This window comes from Devosia sp. J2-20, assembly GCF_055808475.1.
This window is the reverse complement of the sequence record NZ_CM147870.1, coordinates 1,405,936-1,425,104: the sequence shown is the minus strand read 5'-3', so window position 1 is coordinate 1,425,104 and position 19,169 is coordinate 1,405,936. Positions and strand designations below refer to the sequence as shown.

Sequence of the window (19,169 nt, the reverse complement as noted above, 5' to 3'; positions counted from 1 at the left end):
GGGGGTAGGAAGTGCCGGATTATTCCGCCGCTTCCTGAGGAGGTGCGAGCTCCGCTTCGGCCTGTTCGGAACCGTCTTCGATCTCGCGCATGTCGAGTTCGACATTGAGACCGAGTGAACGGATTTCCTTGACCAGAACGTTGAAGCTCTCGGGGATACCCGCTTCGAACGTATCGTCGCCACGCACAATGGCTTCGTAGACCTTGGTACGACCCGCCACGTCGTCCGACTTGATGGTAAGCATTTCCTGCAGCGTATACGCCGCGCCGTAGGCTTCCAGAGCCCACACTTCCATCTCGCCGAAGCGCTGACCACCAAACTGGGCCTTGCCGCCCAGTGGCTGCTGGGTAACCAGCGAGTACGGACCGATCGAACGCGCGTGGATCTTGTTGTCCACAAGGTGGTCGAGCTTGAGCATGTAGATATACCCAACCGTCACCTGACGATCGAACTGCTCGCCGCTACGACCATCGAACACTGTCGACTGACCCGAAGCCTTCAGCCCTGCCCGTTCGAGCATGACCACAATGTCTGCTTCCTTGGCGCCGTCGAACACTGGCGTCGCGATCGAAACACCCTTTGAGAGGTGCTCGCCGAGACGGACCATGCCGTCGTCATCGAGGTCGGTAATGGACTCATCACCGGCAAACAGGTCCTGGATTTCCAGGCGGAGTGGCTTGAGATCGCCATTTCGCTGATAGGCGCGAACCATCTCATCGATCTTGCGACCCATGCCGGCACAAGCCCAGCCCAGATGCGTCTCGAGGATCTGGCCCACATTCATGCGCGATGGCACACCCAGCGGATTCAGCACGATGTCGACCGAGGTACCGTCTTCGAGGTACGGCATGTCTTCAACGGGAACGATGCGGGAAACCACACCCTTGTTACCGTGACGACCGGCCATCTTGTCGCCTGGCTGGATCTTGCGCTTGGTCGCGATGAACACCTTGACCATCTTCATCACACCAGGAGGCAGCTCGTCACCGCGCTGCAGCTTGTCCACCTTGTCGATGAAACGCTGCTCGAGCAGACGACGGCTCTCTTCATACTGTGCATGAAGGGCTTCCATCTCGGTCATGACCTTGTCGTCATCGACCGCGAACTGCCACCACTTCGAACGTGGCTGCGCTTCGAACATCTGGTCATTGAGCTTGGTGCCAACAACATAGCCCTTGGGGCCTGCCGTCGCAGCCTTGCCAAACAGCATTTCCTTGAGACGCGCATACACGTTGCGGTCCAGGATCGACTGTTCGTCATCACGGTCCTTGGCAAGACGCTCGATTTCCTCGCGCTCGATAGCCATGGCGCGCTCGTCCTTGTCGATGCCGTGGCGATTGAACACGCGCACTTCAACAACAGTACCAGCATCGCCTGGCGGCACGCGCAAGGAGGTGTCACGAACGTCAGAGGCCTTCTCGCCAAAGATGGCGCGCAGAAGCTTTTCTTCCGGCGTCATTGGCGATTCACCCTTGGGGGTGATCTTGCCGACCAGAATGTCACCAGGAGCCACTTCGGCACCGATATGCACGATACCTGCTTCGTCCAGGTTCTTCAGCGCTTCTTCCGACACGTTTGGAATGTCGCGCGTGATTTCTTCAGGACCCAGCTTGGTGTCGCGAGCCATCACTTCATATTCCTCGATATGGATCGAGGTGAAGACGTCCTGCATCGCGATCTTCTCGCTCAGCAGAATGGAATCTTCGAAGTTGTAGCCATTCCAGGGCATGAACGCGACGAGCACGTTACGACCCAGAGCCAGATCGCCCAGCTCGGTGGATGGACCGTCGGCGATGATGTCGCCGGCGTTGACGTGATCGCCCACCACGACCAGCGGACGCTGGTTGATGCAGGTCGACTGGTTCGAACGCTGGAACTTCATCAGGTTGTAGATGTCCACGCCCGACTTGGACGCATCAGTCTCTTCGGTCGCACGAATAACGATACGGGTCGCGTCAACCTGGTCAACGATACCCTTGCGCTTGGACACAATGGCGGCGCCGGAGTCACGGGCCACAACTGCTTCCATGCCGGTACCGACGAACGGCGCATGAGCGCGCAGCAGCGGCACAGCCTGACGCTGCATGTTCGAACCCATCAGAGCGCGGTTGGCGTCGTCGTTCTCAAGGAACGGGATCAGCGAAGCAGCAACCGAAACCATCTGCTTGGGCGAAACGTCCATCAGATCGACGTTTTCCTTGGGCGTCAGGCCGTTGTCACCAGCGTGGCGAGCCACAACCAGATCATGCTCGAGCTCAAGCTTGTCGTTGAAGGTCACGTTGGCCTGCGCGACGTAGTGCTTGGCCTCTTCCATGGCGGAGAGATAGACCACGTCGTCGGTCAGCTTGCCGTCCACGATCTTGCGGTACGGGGTCTCGATGAAACCGTACTTGTTGACGCGCGCAAAGGTCGACAGCGAGTTGATCAGACCAATATTTGGACCTTCAGGGGTCTCAATCGGACAGATACGGCCGTAATGGGTCGGATGCACGTCACGGACTTCAAAGCCGGCACGCTCGCGGGTCAGACCACCAGGCCCAAGCGCCGACAGGCGACGCTTGTGGGTGATTTCCGAGAGCGGATTGGTCTGATCCATGAACTGGCTGAGCTGGCTCGAACCAAAGAACTCACGCACGGCGGCGGCAGCCGGCTTTGCGTTGATCAGATCCTGCGGCATGACCGTGTCGATTTCGACCGAGCTCATGCGCTCCTTGATGGCACGCTCCATGCGGAGCAGACCAAGGCGATAGGAGTTTTCCATCAGCTCGCCGACCGAACGCACACGACGGTTGCCGAGGTTGTCGATGTCGTCGATTTCGCCGCGACCATCGCGCAGGTCGACCAGCGTACGGACGACTTCAACAATGTCTTCCTTGCGCAGGGTGCGCATGGTGTCGGGCGCATCGAGCTCAAGGCGCATGTTCATCTTGACGCGGCCCACAGCGGACAGGTCATAGCGCTCGCTGTCAAAGAACAGCGACTGGAACATGGCTTCGGCAGTGTCCACGGTTGGTGGCTCACCTGGACGCATCACGCGGTAGATGTCGAACAGCGCGTCTTCACGCGTCTCGTTCTTGTCCACGGCCAGCGTGTTGCGGATGTAGGCGCCGATCGAAACGTGATCGATGTCCAGGATCGGCAGCTCGTCAAAGCCCAGTTCGCCCAGCTGTTCGAGGTTCTTCTCGTCGATCTCGTCGCCTGCTTCCATGTAGACTTCACCAGTCTGCATGTTGATCAGGTCTTCGGCGACATACATGCCATAGAGGTCTTCATCGACCGCCAGCAGGTGTGTCAGGCCGTTTTCGGCCAGCTTCTTGGCCTGACGCGCCGAGAGCTTCTTGCCAGCTTCGTGAACCACGTCGCCGGTCTTGGCGTCGATCAGGTCAGCGTTTGGCTTGGCGTTCTTCATCTTCTCCGCATCGTATGGCTTCTGCCAGCCGCTTGCGGTCTTCTCGAAGGTGAGGGTGTTGTAATAGGTCGACAGAATTTCTTCTGTATCCATGCCCAGAGCCTTGAGCAGGCTCGTTACCGGGATCTTGCGGCGACGGTCGATACGCGCAAACACCACGTCCTTGGCGTCAAACTCGATATCGAGCCAACTACCGCGGTACGGAATGATACGGCCAGCAAACAGCAGCTTGCCCGAAGAATGCGTCTTGCCCTTGTCGTGATCGAAGAACACACCAGGCGAACGGTGCATCTGCGAAACAATCACGCGCTCGGTGCCGTTGACGATAAAGGTACCGTTCGACGTCATGAAGGGCATGTCGCCCATATAGACGTCCTGCTCCTTGATGTCCTTGACAGAACGGGCGCCGGTTTCTTCATCGACTTCAAACACGATCAGGCGAAGCGTCACCTTGAGTGGGGCAGCGAACGTGATGTCGCGCGCACGGCACTCGTCAATGTCATACTTGGGCTGCTCGAACTCGTATTTGACGAATTCAAGCGATGCAGTGTTGGAAAAGTCGGTGATCGGGAAGACCGAACGGAACACGGACTGAAGCCCCTCGTCTGGACGACCCTCTTTGGGTTCGTCGACGAGCAGAAACTGATCATAAGAGGCCTTCTGGACCTCGATCAGATTGGGCATCTCCGTGACTTCGCGAATGGACCCGAAGGACTTGCGTACCTTGCGGCGGCCGTTGAACGTGGTAGCCATGAAAGCTCCTGTTTCTATAGCGATTGTCTCGGAGGCAGATATCCAAAGACCCGACAATCAGCCGGCGGGTATCAGGATATTTGCCCTGTTAATTTGTCATCAGGCCTGGTGATGTCATTGCGCTGCTCCGAGCCACAGGAACTGCATTCAATGCAAAAACGCCAAAAACCCCGGGCCAGCAGCCACGAGGTCTAAAGAACGTTAGCGCACCTCAGACATCAAATTCGTCATATATTCCGCAAATTGGCGCCTGGTGCCCATCCAATCGGCCCGGCGAATCATCTCTAAGAGACGACGTAGCGAGATGGCACTTAACGCGCCATCTCGCAAATTTCAAGGCGAAAGTCGGAACTACTTGAGTTCGACCTTGGCGCCAGCAGCTTCCAGCTTCTTCTGGATGTCTTCGGCTTCGGCCTTGGAGGCACCTTCCTTGACAGCCTTCGGAGCGCCTTCGACCAGTGCCTTGGCTTCGCCCAGGCCCAGACCGGTGATCGCACGGACTTCCTTAATGACGTTGATCTTGTTGTCGCCGAACGAGGCGAGGATCACGTCAAATTCAGTCTTTTCTTCAGCAGCAGCACCACCGGCAGCAGCGCCACCAGCAGCAGCAACAGCCACAGGAGCGGCAGCGGAAACGCCCCACTTCTCTTCGAGCATCTTCGACAGTTCGGAAGCTTCCAGAACGGTCAGGGCAGACAGGTCGTCTACAATCTTGGCGAGATCAGCCATTTGATAAATCTCTCTTTTTACGTGTTCAGTTCAAACCAAAGTGGCCCTTTGAAAGGACCGATGGGGTTACGCTGCTTCGTTGCTCTTTTCCGCATGCGCGGCCAAAACGCGGGCAATGCCGCCAGCCGGTGCCACGACGACAGAAGCGATACGCGTAGCGGGCTGCTTGAGCATCCCGGCCAGCGTGGCGCGCAGTTCGTCGAGCGACGGCATGGTCGACAGCGCCTTGACGTTTTCAGCATCAAGAGCGGTCTGCCCCATGGCGCCACCAAGAACGACGTATTTCGCGTTCTTTTCAGCAAACTTTGCCGCAATCTTGGGCGCAGTCATGGGGTCGGCCGCATAAGCGATGACGATCGGGCCTACGAGAAGGCCCGACATGTCCGCATTGTCGGTTTCTTTAAGAGCAAGCTTGGCAAGACGGTTTTTAGCGATCTTGACAAAGCCACCGGCACCCTTCACCTCGCGGCGAAGCGTCTCCAGATTGGCCACAGTCAGACCGGTATTCTGCGCAAGTACGATCGATCCAGCACCCGAGAGGGCTGACTGAAGCGATGCGACAAGCTCACGCTTTTCCGCTCTTTCCACAACTAGTCTCCACATTGAGCCCGGCGAAAGTCAGCCGGGCCATTGCCAATTGCTGCCCTCCGATCTCCATAAAGGAGGAGAGGAGCAACGGTTACATGCCTGTCAACCGTGCTGCCCGGCAGGGCAACTGGCCTGGTTCGAACCGACACCCTGCCCTTGCGGACAGAAATTTCGGTCTTCACCCCATCTATGCTGGCATCTTGCGAAATTAAGCCAACCCAAATCGGCTGGCACCGGCAGTCTCGGACAGGACTTTTGCCACTCAGAGAGCAGCAAATCCGGGCGGTCGAAACCGCCCGGAATTCGAATTACATTGCCGAAGCGGGCTCGACATGCACGCCAGGGCCCATGGTCGAGGACACGGCAACGCGCTTGACGTAAGTGCCCTTGGAGCCAGCTGGCTTGGACTTGATCACGGCGTCGGTGAACGCCTTGATGTTCTGCAGCAGAGCTTCTTCGGAGAACGAAACCTTGCCAACGCCAGCGTGCAGGATACCGGCCTTTTCGACGCGGAACTCAACAGCGCCGCCCTTGGCAGCCTTGACGGCACCAGCAACGTCAGGCGTAACCGTGCCGACCTTGGGGTTTGGCATCAGGTTGCGTGGGCCCAGGATTTTGCCCAGACGACCGACCAGCGGCATCATGTCAGGGGTAGCAATGCAACGATCGAAATCGATCTTGCCGCCCTGAATGGCTTCCATCAGGTCTTCTGCGCCAACGATGTCTGCACCGGCGGCCTTGGCTTCATCAGCCTTGGCATCCTTGGCGAACACGGCAACGCGCACGGTCTTGCCAGTGCCGTTTGGCAGGCTGACGACACCGCGGACCATCTGGTCAGCGTGACGGGGGTCAACACCCAGGTTGATCGCGATTTCGATCGTCTCGTCGAACTTTGCAGTCGAGCGCGACTTGACCATCTTCACGGCCTCATCAAGCTTGTACAGCTTGTTGCGGTCGATGCCCTCAAGGGCCTTCTTGAAATTCTTGCCAGCCATCTATCAACCCTCGACCTGAATGCCCATGGAACGGGCAGAGCCAGCGATCATCGACACAGCAGCGTCGATATCGTCGGCATTGAGATCAGCCATCTTCTTTTCAGCGATCGTGCGCAGCTGAGCCACGGTGATCGTACCGGCCGATTCCTTGCCTGGCAGCTTGCTGCCCGACTTCAGGTTCACGGCCTTCTTGATGAAGAAGGATACCGGCGGCTGCTTCATCGTGTAGGTGAAGCTCTTGTCGGCATAGGCGGTGATCACGACTGGAATGGGCGAACCCTTTTCCATTTCCTGCGTGGCAGCGTTGAACGCCTTGCAGAATTCCATGATGTTCAGACCGCGCTGACCCAGTGCTGGGCCGATTGGCGGGGATGGTGTCGCGGAGCCCGCGGGCACCTGCAGCTTTACGTAGCCAACGATTTTCTTTGCCATAATCGTCCTATCTATGTTCGCCCGCTGTCACGCGGACCGTTTGACGCTGTGGTCCGAGGTTTACCCGGCAGCCTGGCAGCCACCGCCCTCTTCCACAGATTTCACCGGGTTGCCCCGGCGTATCCGGCTCACGCCGGAATTCCTGATGCTGCCCGAAGGCAGCAGCGGGTCAGACCTTTTCGACCTGACCGTATTCCAGCTCGACCGGGGTCGGCCGACCAAAGATCGACACTTCCACCTTGAGGCGGGCGCGCTCTTCATCGACTTCTTCGACCACACCATTGAAGCTGGCGAATGGACCATCGGACACGCGGACATTCTCGCCCACTTCGAACGACACCGATGGCTTGGGATGCTCAACACCTTCCTGCACTTGCTGCAGAATGCCCTGGGCTTCCTTCTCCGAGATCGGCATCGGCTTGTTGTCCGAACCGAGGAAGCCGGTGACCTTTGGCGTGTTCTTGATCAGATGGAAGGCCTCGTCGGTCATATCCATCTTCACCAGCACGTAGCCCGGGAAGAACTTGCGTTCAGCGTCGACCTTGCGGCCACGGCGGATCTCGACGACCTTTTCGGTCGGCACGATCACGTCTTCAAACAGATGCTCGAGCTTCTTCTGCGCAACCTTCTGACGGATATCTTCCGCCACCTTGCGCTCGAAATTCGAGTAAGCTTGAACGATATACCAGCGCATGGCCATAAAGCGTCGCCGCTCCTAGTAGTTATGTGTCCGTGATCCGACTAGCGGATCGAAAGCATCAGCGCGACCAGCCATGAAATGACCTGATCGGCTGCCAGAAAAAACAGGCTCGCCGCAATCACCAGCACGATGACCATGATCGTGGAGATCAGGACTTCGCTTCGCCCCGGCCAGGTGACCTTGGAAACTTCCTGCCGCACTTGCTGCAGGAACGTGATTGGGTTCGTACGGGCCATAGGCGAATCTCACTTTGGTGTTTTGGTGCAAAACCAAAGGCCGCGCAGGAATCCCGCACGGCTGGAATGTGGGTATCTAGAGAAACTCCCTGTCAAAAGCAACAGGGTGCTCCAAGAATCTGGCAGCCCCCCGCAAAATCTGCGCGGACCCAGGCGCCAGGGCTAACCACGCCAGTTAACGACACACGCATGTCACATCGATCTGTTCTTGATCTGCGGACTGTGTGGGATTTTAATGACCCGCAGTGGAATTAATTTTCGAGCGGGAGGCGTGTGATGACAGATACTGCAGCGTCTTTCGAGATCACCGCGTGTGAACTGCGCTATTTCGGGCCCCACCCCGCCATTGAAGGCCGTGTTACCGGCATCGTGCGCGTGCAGATCGAAGAGCACTTCATGGGCAATGTGAGCCGCTATCCACTTGACCTCAAGGTCAAGGCCGATGTCGGCCATGTCGCTTCCGAGCAGGTACGCACAGCGCTATTGGCGCATGCCGCCCATCAGCTCAACCGGCTCAAGGCCCGACACACCGACAAGGTCCGCAACGCTGCCGAGTAATGCGGCCAAAGTGTTGCCAGCAAGCACAAAATTCTACCAACCATCCCATGGGCCACGGCGCGGAAAGCCGTTGCAGGTATAGTCACAAGGTTCGGGTGGGAGGTCCGGCGGCCAGGGCGACCGGAAAATCAGCGGTAGAACTGATTGTGCCTGGCAGGGGCTGGGGGACTCGAACCCACGACCCTCGGTTTTGGAGACCGATGCTCTACCAACTGAGCTAAACCCCTTCAGGCGAGGCTGTGTCTAATGGCAAAGCGGTGACTTCGCAAGACCCTTCCGTGCCTTACATCCAGATATGGGGCAAAAGTGGCAGGGCCATCATCACCGTGCCGACCAGCGCCAGTGTAAAGCACACCGAGCGCCACGGGGATAAGCCGGCCATATAGCTCACCACATGGCCCACCCGGCCGAGCAGATAGACGCTCGCGCCGGTCAAAGCCAGCCAGCCCTGCTCGCCCAGAACAATGCACAGCACCGCCAGAACCAGGAAAATCGGCAGCGTTTCCTGCAGGTTGGACAGCGCTCGCCGCGACCGCGCCAGCGGCTGGGTCGGCTCGGGCAACGCGTCGCGCGTCCCCATCTGCTTTTCGGGGCCCACCTGCCGGGTAAGGTAATAGGCGGGCATAAGCACCTGCACGAGCAGCAGAAGCAGAACGAGAAGGATGATGCCGAGCATACGAAAAGCCTTGGTAGGTTGCCTGAACGGGCTAGCAGACTGCTAACGTTGAGTACAACCGATCAGTTCACCGCCAATCGCACCAGACCGGCATTTACAAATCCCGCCAGCCAGCCAATAAAGATCAGGCGAGTTTTGGGAATCCGCGGCGGCTGCCGACATGTTCACTCAGGGACCAACCGGTCCCGGAAGGAAACCGATGCGCCTTCTGCTCGCTCTGATCTTGCTGGTCACCTCCCCCACCCTCGCTTTCGCTCATACCGGTCATGGCACCACAATGACCCTGCTGGCTGGCCTTAGCCATCCGTTGGCCGGGCCGGACCATGTGCTGGCCATGCTGGTCGTGGGCATTTTCGCGGCGGTGCTAGGCGGTCGCGCACTGTTTCTGGTGCCGTTGAGCTTTCTGGCGATGATGATTGCCGGCTTTGCCCTGGGTGTGGCGCAGATCGGCCTGCCCTATGTGGAACTGGCCATTGCGCTCTCCAGCGTGGTGATCGGTCTGGCTGCGGCCCTCAAACGCCCCCTTCCCCTGGCTGGTGCCATGGCGTTGGTCGGCAGCTTCGCGCTGTTCCACGGCCATGCCCATGGCGCTGAAATGCCCGCGGGTGGCGACGCGCTGAATTATGCACTGGGCTTTACTGCGGCCACGGCCATGATCTGCACCACCGGCGTTGCGGCAACGCGGACCCTGCGCCGCCTGACAGGCCGTCACGGCGCCAATCTGGTGCGCGCCGCAGCCGCAACTGGTGCGCTGATGGGCGCTGGCGTGCTGGCCGGCTGGATCTGACGACCGAACACGCAAACGGCGCTGGCCACGATCCCGTGGAGCCAGCGCCGCAAACCGGACAAACCAGTGCGCTTAGCGCTCGTCGCCGAAATAGGCGTTTTCCAGCGTATCGAGGAAGCCGTCTTCCTTGAGGCCAAGCAGATTGACGGTCACGGGAATGATCAGCGAATTGTCGGCATAGGGTAGCGAGAAGCCGTATTTGTCGGGCTGGAAAATTCGTCCTACCACATCCAGGCTCAGATCAGGGTGCTGCAGCTTATAGTATTCCAGCACCGGCGCATCGTGCACCACCGCATCCACCCGATTGTCACGCAACGCCTGCACAGCCGCTTCAATCCCCTCAAAGCGGCGAATGTCGACATAGTCCGCCAGCATGGCGCGCTCGCCCACACTGCCCTCCAGCACGCCAATGGTATGCCCCTCAAGATCATCGGGGCCGTTAATGGTGCCTTCGATGGCCAGGCTGGTCATCACGCTGGTCACCGAAGAGGTGACATAGGCAAAGGCGGCGATGCCGATGATCAGCCAGAGGGCGGAGAAGATGCGCCCCAGCCAGCCAAACAGGCGGGTGCGTCCGGGCAAGGTCCCCTTGGTCACCAACAGCATGATGGCATAAAAACTCTCGGCCACGCCCTCGCGCCAGCGCTTGGGAAAATCCTTGTCAAAGCGCCGGTCGAACAGGGTCAGCCCCAGCGTGGCCGCAACGATGAGCAGGACAATCCAACCATAGGCCTTGAGGTAACCAGCATTGCTCAGCCCGCTCCAGATATCGCCCGCCGTAGTGGTGCCGCTCTCGTCGATCATCACCCGCAGCCCACCGTCAAACCAGGGCTGGGTAAAATCGACCACAGCGGCGCGATCCTCGGTGATCGAGATATTGCTGGTGGCAATGTCGATTTCGCCCGCCTCGGTCGCCGCCAACAAGGCGCCAATGGTTGGGTATTCGACATAGTCGGAGTTGTAGCCGAGCCCCCGGGCGATCTCCTCCCAAAGCTCGATAGCCATTCCGCCCAGCGCCCCATCGCCGTCGCGCATCACAAAGGGCGGACTGACGTGATACCCAACGGTTACCGGTTGCGCTGCACTCGGTGTCGGGGGCGTTGCGTTCTGGGCCGTTGCCGCCCCGGCCAGAACCAGATTACAGATAACCGCAAGCAGCAGGGCTATCGCGCGCCTGTCCGGTAGCGACGCGGTTACCAATTGCATAGCCCGATGAGCGGCGAGGACGGAACGGAGCTTGTCGATCAATTCAGGCACTTTCGCTGGGCGCCCAGGCCATGGCTCGGCCATGCGTGCCTGGGCGCTGTGTCTAAGGCGGGTTGTGGCGCATTGGACAACAGTTTGGTTGCGCAAAACTAACCAGAATCCAAAAACCTCCGGGCTCAGCCCTCAAACAGCAGGATCAGGAAGGCCCCGAACAGCAGCAGGTGCACCGCACCCTGCAGCAGATTGGTGCGCCCACTGGAAAACGTGATCACGCTGACCGCCAGCATCAGCATCAGCAGCACCAGATTGCTCGACTGCAGGCCCAGGATCAGGTCGAGCCCCAGCATGTGGGCCAGCACCAGCATAATCGGCACCGTCAGCCCGATCGTGGCCAACACACCACCCAGGAACACATTGACCGACGTTTGCAATTCGTTGCGCAGGGCGGCCTTGATGCCACCAATCCCTTCGGGCGTGGCCACCAGTATGGCCACCATCACACCACCCACCATATGTGGCGCCCCCAGCGTCTCGATGACGTAGTCGATCGGGCGGGCCAGTTGTTCCACCAGCAGCACGACCGGTACGATATAGGCCAGCAGGAGTCCGAAATGCAGCGGGAGCGCGCCAGAGGCCTGTTCCTCGGCCCTGTCGACAGCATCGGGCTGGGTGAAATAGCTGCGATGACGCCCGGTCTGGATCAGCAGGAAGGTGAAATAGAGCCCACCCGCTATCGTGCCCAGCATGATCTGTTGCACCAAAGAAAGGGTCGGACCGTCCGTCGTGCTGGTAAAGTCGGGCAGCACCATGCTCAGCACGGCCAGTGGCACGATCACGCCGAGATAAGCATTGGCGCCCTGCAGATTGATCGATTGCTCGCGATGGCGCAGCGCCCCCAGCAGCAGCGATAGCCCGATCGTGCCGCCCATCAGGATCATCACCACGGAAAACATCGTGTCACGCAACAGCGTCGGATTGTTCTCGCCATGCAGCATCACCGCGGTAATGCTCATCACCTCAATGGCGGTAATCGACAGGGTCAGCACCAGCGTGCCATAGGGCTCGCCCAGACGCCGCGAAATGGCTTCGGCGTGGCGCACAACGCCCAGGGCTGAGCCGATCACCACGGCAAACAACCAGACGAACACCAGTCCCAGTGTCAGGTAATTGCCCAGGCTTGCAAAAATTACGTCGCCAAACAGTACAAAGATGGCGCAGGTCAGCACCGCAATGGCGAGAAACCACTCCCGCTTGATGCGCCGCCACGGCCCGCTTGGTCCCGGTACTGCTATCGTCGCGCTATCGCTCGCATCCATGGCTCTGCCCCCGGCCCTCATCTGAAATCTCGCGATCAAGTCACTGCTGTCGCTTGCCCAGCGTCCACTGGCTTGATCCTGATCAAGACAGTCTGGCGCAAAGGGACCACTATTGGGTTACCAAGAGGGAGATCGATCCATGAACCGCATCCATATCACCCAGCACAGCTCGCTCGGCGCCTTCTGGTTCGCCGGCTGGCTCTTCACTATCGGCTTTCTCAAGCTTGGCTTCTGGCAGGGCGTGCTCGGCCTGATCCTCTGGCCCTATTTTATCGGCGGCTTTTTCGCGGGGTGAGTAGCCCCCCCTAACGGGCCAAGCCTAGCTCGCGAGGCTGGCGGCGGCCCTCGCCGCGCTGTTCTTGCGCGCTGATCCGGGGCCGGACGGTGGAGTGTTATGGGGACGAAAACCGCCGCCATTTCTCTTGACCTTGTAGCTTGCCGCGTCGGCCTCGTGCAGCAGCGCGTCCAGTGACGCTGTGCGAACGGGGGCAATGCTGTAGCCAAGGCTGAGCCCCACGCTGATTGGCTGGTCGGTGCCCAGTTCATAAGGCTCGGTCAGGTTACGATGGATACGCTGTGCCAATCGTTCCGGGTCGGACTGCCCGTCCAGATCTGGCTGCAAGACCACGAACTCATCGCCGCCGACGCGGGCGACGATATCGTTCTCACCCACAAGCCGGCGGAGCCGTTCGGAGAGGGCCTGCAGCAGCCGGTCCCCGGTGGCATGGCCGAACTGATCATTGACCGCCTTGAAGCCATCCAGGTCGAAAGTGTGCACCGCAATCGAGCCAGACGCATCACGCGGCAACTCTTCGACGGCCTCCTGCAAGCCCAGACGGTTGGACAGCGATGTCAATGGATCAAGCCGTGCCAGTTGCGCCATCTGCAGGCGCATGGTGATCAGGCCGCAGGCATTTCGATGCAGATAGGCAATGGTCTCCACGGCGCTGACGAGAAACAGCACGAATACGGCGCCGATCAGGAACCGGGCATCCTGGGTGAAGACCATCGCTGCGACAATTGCCACGCCTGCGGCGAGGATGACCGCGCCCATTGCGATCTTTGGGCGGACTGAAATGCGGGTCGCCAGGCCCGCGCAATACCCAAACAGCAAGGCGGTTGCCACCAGATGCAGGGACAGCGTGGGCAACGAAAACAAGAACGCGCACAGGGCACCGATAAGCCCCGCCATGCACCATGTCGTAACCGCGTGCGCGGCCTCGAACCGTTTGATGACCGCGAGCGTCGGCGCCCCCTGGGCAAGGGCGCGACGATGAAACAGGATCAATACAGCCTTGAGGACTGAGGCCACGACTCCAAGGATCGTGATACCCAGTGCCGCAACCGCGCCAGTCTCGCTAAATGCGTAAAGTCCAACGCCAAGAAAGGCCGCCCCAATTGCCACCGTTGGCAGCAGGTTATCAGCAAGCGCTGATACCAGGGCCTTGTAGACATCGATCTGTTCGGTTTGACGCAGCATTGGTCGCACGATCATTATTGCACTGATCGGCTCGATATCACGACAGTTGTTTACGGCGGCTTTAGTCGCGACTGCAAATCATCGACGGTTGGTGTCGTTGCATTAACGTAGCGGCGTGCACGACCATTCTAATCCATTGAACACCAGCTGCTTGTCCCTCCAGCCGCTAGAGCGGCCAGAAGAACAGGATCGAGGGCACGGCGACCACGATGATCAGGATTTCCAGCGGCAGACCCATGCGCCAGTAATCGCCAAAGCGGTAGCCGCCGGGGCCCATGATGATGGTGTTGTTCTTGTGCCCGATCGGCGTAAGGAAAGCACAGGAGGCCGCCACGGCCACGCCCATCAGGAACGGATCGGGCGACACTTCCAGCGACTGCGCAATGGACAGCCCCACGGGCGCCGCGATCAAAGCTGTCGCCACATTGTTCAGGAAATCGGACAGGGTCATGGTGACCACCATCAGCAGCGCCAGAATGCCCCAGGTCGGCAGTGAGCCGGTCAGCGACAGGATCGCCTCGGCAATCAGCAGCGTGCCGCCCGAACTCTCCAGCGCCAGCCCCAGCGGGATCAGTGAGGCCAGCAGCACGATCACCGGCCATTCGACGGCCTCATAGACCTCGCGCGCGCCCACAATATTGGTCAGCGCATAGACCGCCACAACCGCCGCCAGCGCAATGGCGAGCGGCATCAGCCCGGCCACGGCCGCGGCCACGCCAATACCGAAGGCGCCAATGGCAAACAGCGCCTTGTTGCGTTGCACCACGACATGGCTCTTTTCGGCCAGCGGCAGCACGCCCAGCCATTCGGCTGCGTCCGCGACACGGGCCTCGGGCCCCAGCAGCAGCACCACATCACCGGGCAGGATCGGCAGCTTGCGCACCCGCTCGCGGAAGCGCTTGCCCTGGCGCGACACGCCCAGCAGGGTAACCCCGCGCCGATACAGCAGGCGCAGCCCCATAGCGGTACGCCCGACAATGCGGGCATTATCGGGCACGATCGCCTCGACCAGCGTCAGCGACTTGCCGCGCAATCCACCATGATCCTCGGCGCCCTGCGCCTTGAGCTCGGCCGCGCCAATAAAGGCTTCGATAGCCTTGGGGTCACCCTCGAGCACCAACAGATCGCTGGCCCGGATTTCCTCATTGCTGGCAAAGCCCGGCAGACGCTTGCCATTGCGCACCAGCCCTAGAATGGTGACATCGTGCTCATCGGCCAACGGCATCAGATCGCCCGGTGTCTGGCCCATCGTCTTGGACTTTTCGTCCAGCGCCGCTTCGGCCACAAACAGCCCGCTATCGCTGGCTTCGCTGGCAGTGCCTTCAGTGCCTGCCTCGGGCAGCAGGCGCCAGCCAATGGTTGTCACAAAGACAATGCCGACCACGGCGCAGACCAGTCCCACGGGAGAGAAATCAAACATCGAGAACGGCGTGCCCAGCGCGCGCTCGCGGAACTGGGCGATCACGATATTGGGCGGGGTACCGATCAGCGTGATCATGCCGCCCAGAATGGTGGCAAACGATAACGGCATCAGCGAGCGCGATACGGCACGCTTGGCCTTTTTGGCGGCCTCGATATCCAGCGTCATCAGCATGACCAGTGCCGCGACATTATTGATGATGGCCGACATGGCCGCCCCCACCACCGACATGATGCCGATATGGGTCGACAGCGGCCGGTCCGGCGAGATCACCAGCCGGGCCACCAGCTCGACCGCCCCGGCATTCATCATCGCCCGCGACACGATCAATACCAGCGCGATGATGATCACCGCTTCATGGCCAAAACCCTCAAAGGCGTGCTCCATCGGCACCACCCCGCCAATCACCGCAATGATCAGCGCCGAGAACGCCACCAGATCGTAGCGAATGCGCCCCCAGACCAGAAACGCGAAGACAAAACCGAGAAGCGTGAAGAGAAAAATCTGCTCGTAAGTCACAGGGGCCGCACTCGCTGGAAGTCGAAAAGAGAACCCACGCCTTACCAGATAGACGCGCGTGCGCCCAGCACTGCCACCCAATTGTCCGCCGATCCGCGACCAGCAGGGAAAACCAGCGCCACGCGAGCAAATCAAGGCGATGCTTTCCATCGAACTCTGCCCGAAACAGGGCATATGTAGTTGGCCCTGTTCAATAAAAGACACTATACAGGCAGCACCTCATTGAGAGACCCGGCGCCCCAGCCCAACCAGTCAGGCACCTGCATGAAACTGTTTCTGATCATTCCGCTGGCGCTGGCGTGTCTATATCTGGGACTGGCAACGCTGTTGACGCTCACCGACGCGCCGTCGCAGGCACCGGCCACGCCAAGCGGTGGGCTCGATTTTGCCAGCATCGCCGACAGCCCCCAGCATCCCCTGCCCGAGCAGCAATTCTATCAGGCCCGTGATGGGGCCAATCTGCCATTCCGCAGCTATGGCGAGCTGGCCAATGCCCCTCGTATTCTGGTGCTCGTGCACGGCTCGGGCTGGCATGGCGCCCAGTTCAACACCATGGCCACGGCGCTGGCCGAGACCGGCAAGACTGCCGTGATCGTGCCCGATCTGCGCGGCCATGGCATCGAACCGGAACGGCGCGGCGATATCGACTATATCGCGCAATATGAGGACGATCTGGCCGATCTGATTGCCATGCTGCAAACCGTACAGCCCGACGCCGAAATCGTGCTGGGCGGGCACTCATCCGGCGGTGGTCTGGTGGTACGGTTTGCCGGCGGCACCCATGGCGCGCTGGCCGATCGCTTTGTGCTGCTGGCGCCGTTTCTGGGCGAGAATGCCACCACCAGCCGCCCCGATTCCGGGGGCTGGGCCCAGGTTGCAATCCGCCGGATCATCGGGCTGGTGCTGTTCAACCAGATCGGCATTACCGCATTAAACGGCCTTCCGGTGATTAGCTTTGCCTTCCCACAGGCGGTGCTGGACGGCCCCCAGGGCCATACGGCCACCACCAGCTATAGCTATCGCCTCAATACCGGCTATTCCCCCCGCCGTGATCTGGCAGCTGACCTGTCGGCGATGCAGCAGCCCTTCCTGCTGCTGGCTGGCGCCAATGATGAAGCCTTTTATGCCGATGCCTATCAGGCGCTGGTGAGCACCTACACCAGCGCCGGCACATACGCTATTGTTCCCGATCTGGGGCATCTCGACCTTGTCGAAAGCCCGAAAGCCACCGAGATCCTGGCCCAATGGCTGGCGCCAGATCCCTGATCCCGGTGGCGCGCTAGGCTGGCTGCACTCTCTCTGCGGAGAACAACCCACGCCGCAGCCCCAGTGATCGCGCGGTCTGGGCCAGCACGACCATTGCCACCAGCGCCAGCAGTATTTCGGCCATGGGCCCTGCCAGCCAGACCCCGGTTTCACCAAAGGCCAGCGGCAAGGCAAAGGTCAGCGGCAGGGCAAACAGATAGGGTTTGCTCAACCCTAGTATCGCCGCCCGGCTGGCCTGTCCGATGGCCTGAAAATAGCTGGCCAGCATCATCAGCGGCCCGGCCAGAAAGAACAGCGCGGTCATCATCGGGGTGATGCGCACAACGCTGTTGATGACCGCCGGTGCGCTGACGAACATGCCGGCAATCGGGGCGGCGAACAGCACAAGGATGATCTGCGACGTCAGGCTGTAGATCAGCGCAATGCCAAGCGTCAGCTTGAGGCTGGCATCGGTGCGTCCGAAATCGCGCGCGCCGTAATTATTGCCAGCAATGGTCTGCATGGCATGGCCCAGCCCCAGCAGCGGCAGATAGACAAAGGTCATCACCCGCGTGGTAATGCCATAGGCCGAGATGGTCACGGCGTAGTCGCCCTCGCCATGGAGTTGCAGCGCCGCGACAATGGCCGCCGCGTTCAGCGCCAGCCCGACAAAGCCCAGGCTTTGCGGCGCGCCGAGCGCCAGAATACGGCCCCAACCCGACACCCAGCTGTGCGCCAGCAGCACCTGCGGCCGCAACACGGTTTGCCCGCGCAGACGGAACACCACGATAATCGCAAGGGCCAGTATCTGCGCCATGGCCGTGCCATAGGCCGAGCCGGCCACCCCCATATCGAGCACGGCAATCAACACATAGTTGAAGCCGATATTGGCCAGCGCCACCAGCAGGCTCATCGCCGCCATAAGCCCTACCCTGCCCTCATTGCGCAGCGCGTCAGAATTGACCGAGAGCACAAACACCAGCGGCGAAAACAGCACTGTAATGCGCAGATAGATCTCACCCAGCGCCGCAAGTTCAGCCGACCCGCCGGCCGTGAGCAGCACCAGTTGGTGCCCCACCAGCACAAACAACACGTTCAGAACGACACTGATGGCCAGTGCCAGACCGTGCGCGCCGGTGAACACGGCTTTGGCGGCATCCAGCCTCTGCCCGCCCAGATGGCGCGCCAACAGGCTTGACATGCCGCTGGCCACCAGCGTCGCCAGCGCGACCACCAGCATGTACATCGGAAACATCAGCGTAACGGCACCGAGCGCCTCGGGGCCGATATAGATGCCCAGGAAAACGGCGTCGGCTACCGTCAGCAGGCCGTTCATGCCCATCACAAAGATGATCGGCAGCGCGGTCCTGGCGAAAATGGCCGGCATAGGGCCATGGGTAAATGCATTCTCAGGGGGTTTTGACACAATCCCAACTTCCTCTGGCAAGCATTTCGCAGAGAGGATGGGAGCCCGCATTGCCATCCGCGCGAAATGCGGAGGACGATTGATGATCGTTATCAAGCAGAACTTCACCATGACCATGGGTCAGCGAGCGGCGGGCGTCTGCAACCGAGGGCGTACCTAGGACCAACGCGCGCCCGCGTCAAGCATTTGGCAAGGCTAGCAACGCTGATCTGCCCACCAAGGGCTGTGGCCGATACCCAAATTCGTCTGAGTGCTGTAGGATTTAGCGACAACAACCCCGCCGCGACGCAAGCGTCACCGGCCGGCATGATTTGGGAAGCCGATGCGCGTTTTATATGTTGATGACGAGCCCGATATCCGGGTTGTCGCGGTCATGTGCCTGCAGTTGAACGACAATTTTGAAGTTCAGGAGTGTGCCAGTGGCATGGACGCCCTGCAGGTCGCCCGCGACTGGCAACCTGATCTGGTGCTGCTTGATGTCATGATGCCCGAAATGGATGGCCCCATGACGCGGATCGCGCTGCGCGATGATCCTGCAACAACTCATATTCCGGTGGTATTTGTCACCGCCCGCACCCAACCCTCCGAGGTCGAGCGCCTGCTCGAACTTGACGTGACAGGCGTCATCGCCAAGCCGTTTGACCCCATGTCGCTTGCCGAACAGGTGAGTACATTGATGGGCTGGAAGAACTAG

The 19,169-nt window shown here is 60.1% G+C and carries 18 protein-coding genes and 1 tRNA gene; 5 read left to right on the top strand and 14 right to left on the bottom strand.

Going from position 1 to position 19,169, the window contains the following annotated elements:
• Positions 1-19: 19 nt before the first annotated feature.
• From rpoB to secE, 7 genes are all read right to left on the bottom strand, one after another.
• Positions 20-4,162: a DNA-directed RNA polymerase subunit beta gene (rpoB, locus tag AC0L37_RS06970; protein ID WP_269368664.1), complete on the bottom strand. Its 4,143-nt coding sequence runs from the start codon at positions 4,160-4,162 to the stop codon at positions 20-22.
• Between the two features lie 351 nt (positions 4,163-4,513).
• A complete protein-coding gene (gene rplL / locus AC0L37_RS06965; RefSeq protein WP_212657675.1) occupies positions 4,514-4,891 on the bottom strand; it encodes a 50S ribosomal protein L7/L12 in 378 nt (125 codons plus the stop codon).
• 66 nt (positions 4,892-4,957) lie between these two features.
• Complete coding sequence (gene rplJ, locus AC0L37_RS06960) at positions 4,958-5,479, bottom strand: 50S ribosomal protein L10 (protein ID WP_212657674.1); 522 nt, start codon at positions 5,477-5,479, stop codon at positions 4,958-4,960.
• 308 nt (positions 5,480-5,787) lie between these two features.
• The gene (gene rplA / locus AC0L37_RS06955; RefSeq protein WP_212657673.1) at positions 5,788-6,474 is read right to left on the bottom strand and encodes a 50S ribosomal protein L1; all 687 of its coding nucleotides are present in this window, start codon (positions 6,472-6,474) and stop codon (positions 5,788-5,790) included.
• Between the two features lie 3 nt (positions 6,475-6,477).
• On the bottom strand, positions 6,478-6,906 hold the full coding sequence (gene rplK / locus AC0L37_RS06950) for a 50S ribosomal protein L11 (RefSeq protein ID WP_212657672.1): 429 nt from the start codon (positions 6,904-6,906) through the stop codon (positions 6,478-6,480).
• Between the two features lie 169 nt (positions 6,907-7,075).
• Positions 7,076-7,606, bottom strand: coding sequence for a transcription termination/antitermination protein NusG (gene nusG, locus AC0L37_RS06945; RefSeq protein ID WP_212657671.1), 531 nt, complete (start codon positions 7,604-7,606; stop codon positions 7,076-7,078).
• A gap of 41 nt (positions 7,607-7,647) precedes the next feature.
• On the bottom strand, positions 7,648-7,842 hold the full coding sequence (gene secE, locus AC0L37_RS06940; RefSeq protein WP_282221600.1) for a preprotein translocase subunit SecE: 195 nt from the start codon (positions 7,840-7,842) through the stop codon (positions 7,648-7,650).
• Positions 7,843-8,118: 276 nt separating this feature from the next.
• Between secE and AC0L37_RS06935 the strand changes: the two genes are divergently transcribed.
• Positions 8,119-8,400, top strand: coding sequence for a hypothetical protein (locus AC0L37_RS06935; protein ID WP_212657669.1), 282 nt, complete (start codon positions 8,119-8,121; stop codon positions 8,398-8,400).
• Between the two features lie 151 nt (positions 8,401-8,551).
• Here the strand turns inward: AC0L37_RS06935 and AC0L37_RS06930 are convergent.
• Both AC0L37_RS06930 and AC0L37_RS06925 read right to left on the bottom strand, forming a co-directional pair.
• Positions 8,552-8,627, bottom strand: a tRNA-Trp gene (locus tag AC0L37_RS06930).
• A gap of 56 nt (positions 8,628-8,683) precedes the next feature.
• Positions 8,684-9,076: an MAPEG family protein gene (locus AC0L37_RS06925; RefSeq protein ID WP_212657668.1), complete on the bottom strand. Its 393-nt coding sequence runs from the start codon at positions 9,074-9,076 to the stop codon at positions 8,684-8,686.
• Between the two features lie 199 nt (positions 9,077-9,275).
• Between AC0L37_RS06925 and AC0L37_RS06920 the strand changes: the two genes are divergently transcribed.
• On the top strand, positions 9,276-9,863 hold the full coding sequence (locus AC0L37_RS06920; RefSeq protein ID WP_282221601.1) for a HupE/UreJ family protein: 588 nt from the start codon (positions 9,276-9,278) through the stop codon (positions 9,861-9,863).
• 72 nt (positions 9,864-9,935) lie between these two features.
• Here the strand turns inward: AC0L37_RS06920 and AC0L37_RS06915 are convergent, their stop codons facing one another.
• A complete protein-coding gene (locus AC0L37_RS06915) occupies positions 9,936-11,111 on the bottom strand; it encodes a transporter substrate-binding domain-containing protein (RefSeq protein WP_282221602.1) in 1,176 nt (391 codons plus the stop codon).
• Between the two features lie 134 nt (positions 11,112-11,245).
• Entirely contained in the window at positions 11,246-12,385 is a 1,140-nt protein-coding gene (locus AC0L37_RS06910) for a calcium:cation antiporter (RefSeq protein ID WP_282221603.1), read from the bottom strand.
• A 139-nt stretch (positions 12,386-12,524) separates the two neighbouring features.
• Between AC0L37_RS06910 and AC0L37_RS06905 the strand changes: the two genes are divergently transcribed.
• Entirely contained in the window at positions 12,525-12,680 is a 156-nt protein-coding gene (locus AC0L37_RS06905; protein WP_212657665.1) for a hypothetical protein, read from the top strand.
• A gap of 24 nt (positions 12,681-12,704) precedes the next feature.
• On the opposite strand, the gene AC0L37_RS06900 is transcribed toward AC0L37_RS06905, so the two are convergent.
• Both AC0L37_RS06900 and AC0L37_RS06895 read right to left on the bottom strand, forming a co-directional pair.
• Positions 12,705-13,880 (bottom strand): diguanylate cyclase domain-containing protein, encoded by a 1,176-nt coding sequence (locus AC0L37_RS06900; protein ID WP_473314789.1) that lies wholly within the window; start codon positions 13,878-13,880, stop codon positions 12,705-12,707.
• 151 nt (positions 13,881-14,031) lie between these two features.
• Positions 14,032-15,804 carry an SLC13 family permease gene (locus tag AC0L37_RS06895; RefSeq protein ID WP_212657663.1) on the bottom strand — a complete coding sequence of 591 codons (1,773 nt, stop codon included), beginning with the start codon at positions 15,802-15,804 and terminating at the stop codon, positions 14,032-14,034.
• A 264-nt stretch (positions 15,805-16,068) separates the two neighbouring features.
• Between AC0L37_RS06895 and AC0L37_RS06890 the strand changes: the two genes are divergently transcribed.
• The gene (locus tag AC0L37_RS06890; RefSeq protein WP_282221605.1) at positions 16,069-17,070 is read left to right on the top strand and encodes an alpha/beta hydrolase; all 1,002 of its coding nucleotides are present in this window, start codon (positions 16,069-16,071) and stop codon (positions 17,068-17,070) included.
• A 13-nt stretch (positions 17,071-17,083) separates the two neighbouring features.
• Here the strand turns inward: AC0L37_RS06890 and AC0L37_RS06885 are convergent, their stop codons facing one another.
• Positions 17,084-18,475, bottom strand: coding sequence for an MATE family efflux transporter (locus tag AC0L37_RS06885; protein ID WP_282221606.1), 1,392 nt, complete (start codon positions 18,473-18,475; stop codon positions 17,084-17,086).
• A 322-nt stretch (positions 18,476-18,797) separates the two neighbouring features.
• Here AC0L37_RS06885 and AC0L37_RS06880 point away from each other — a divergent pair, with 322 nt between their 5' ends.
• On the top strand, positions 18,798-19,169 hold the full coding sequence (locus tag AC0L37_RS06880) for a response regulator (RefSeq protein WP_212657660.1): 372 nt from the start codon (positions 18,798-18,800) through the stop codon (positions 19,167-19,169).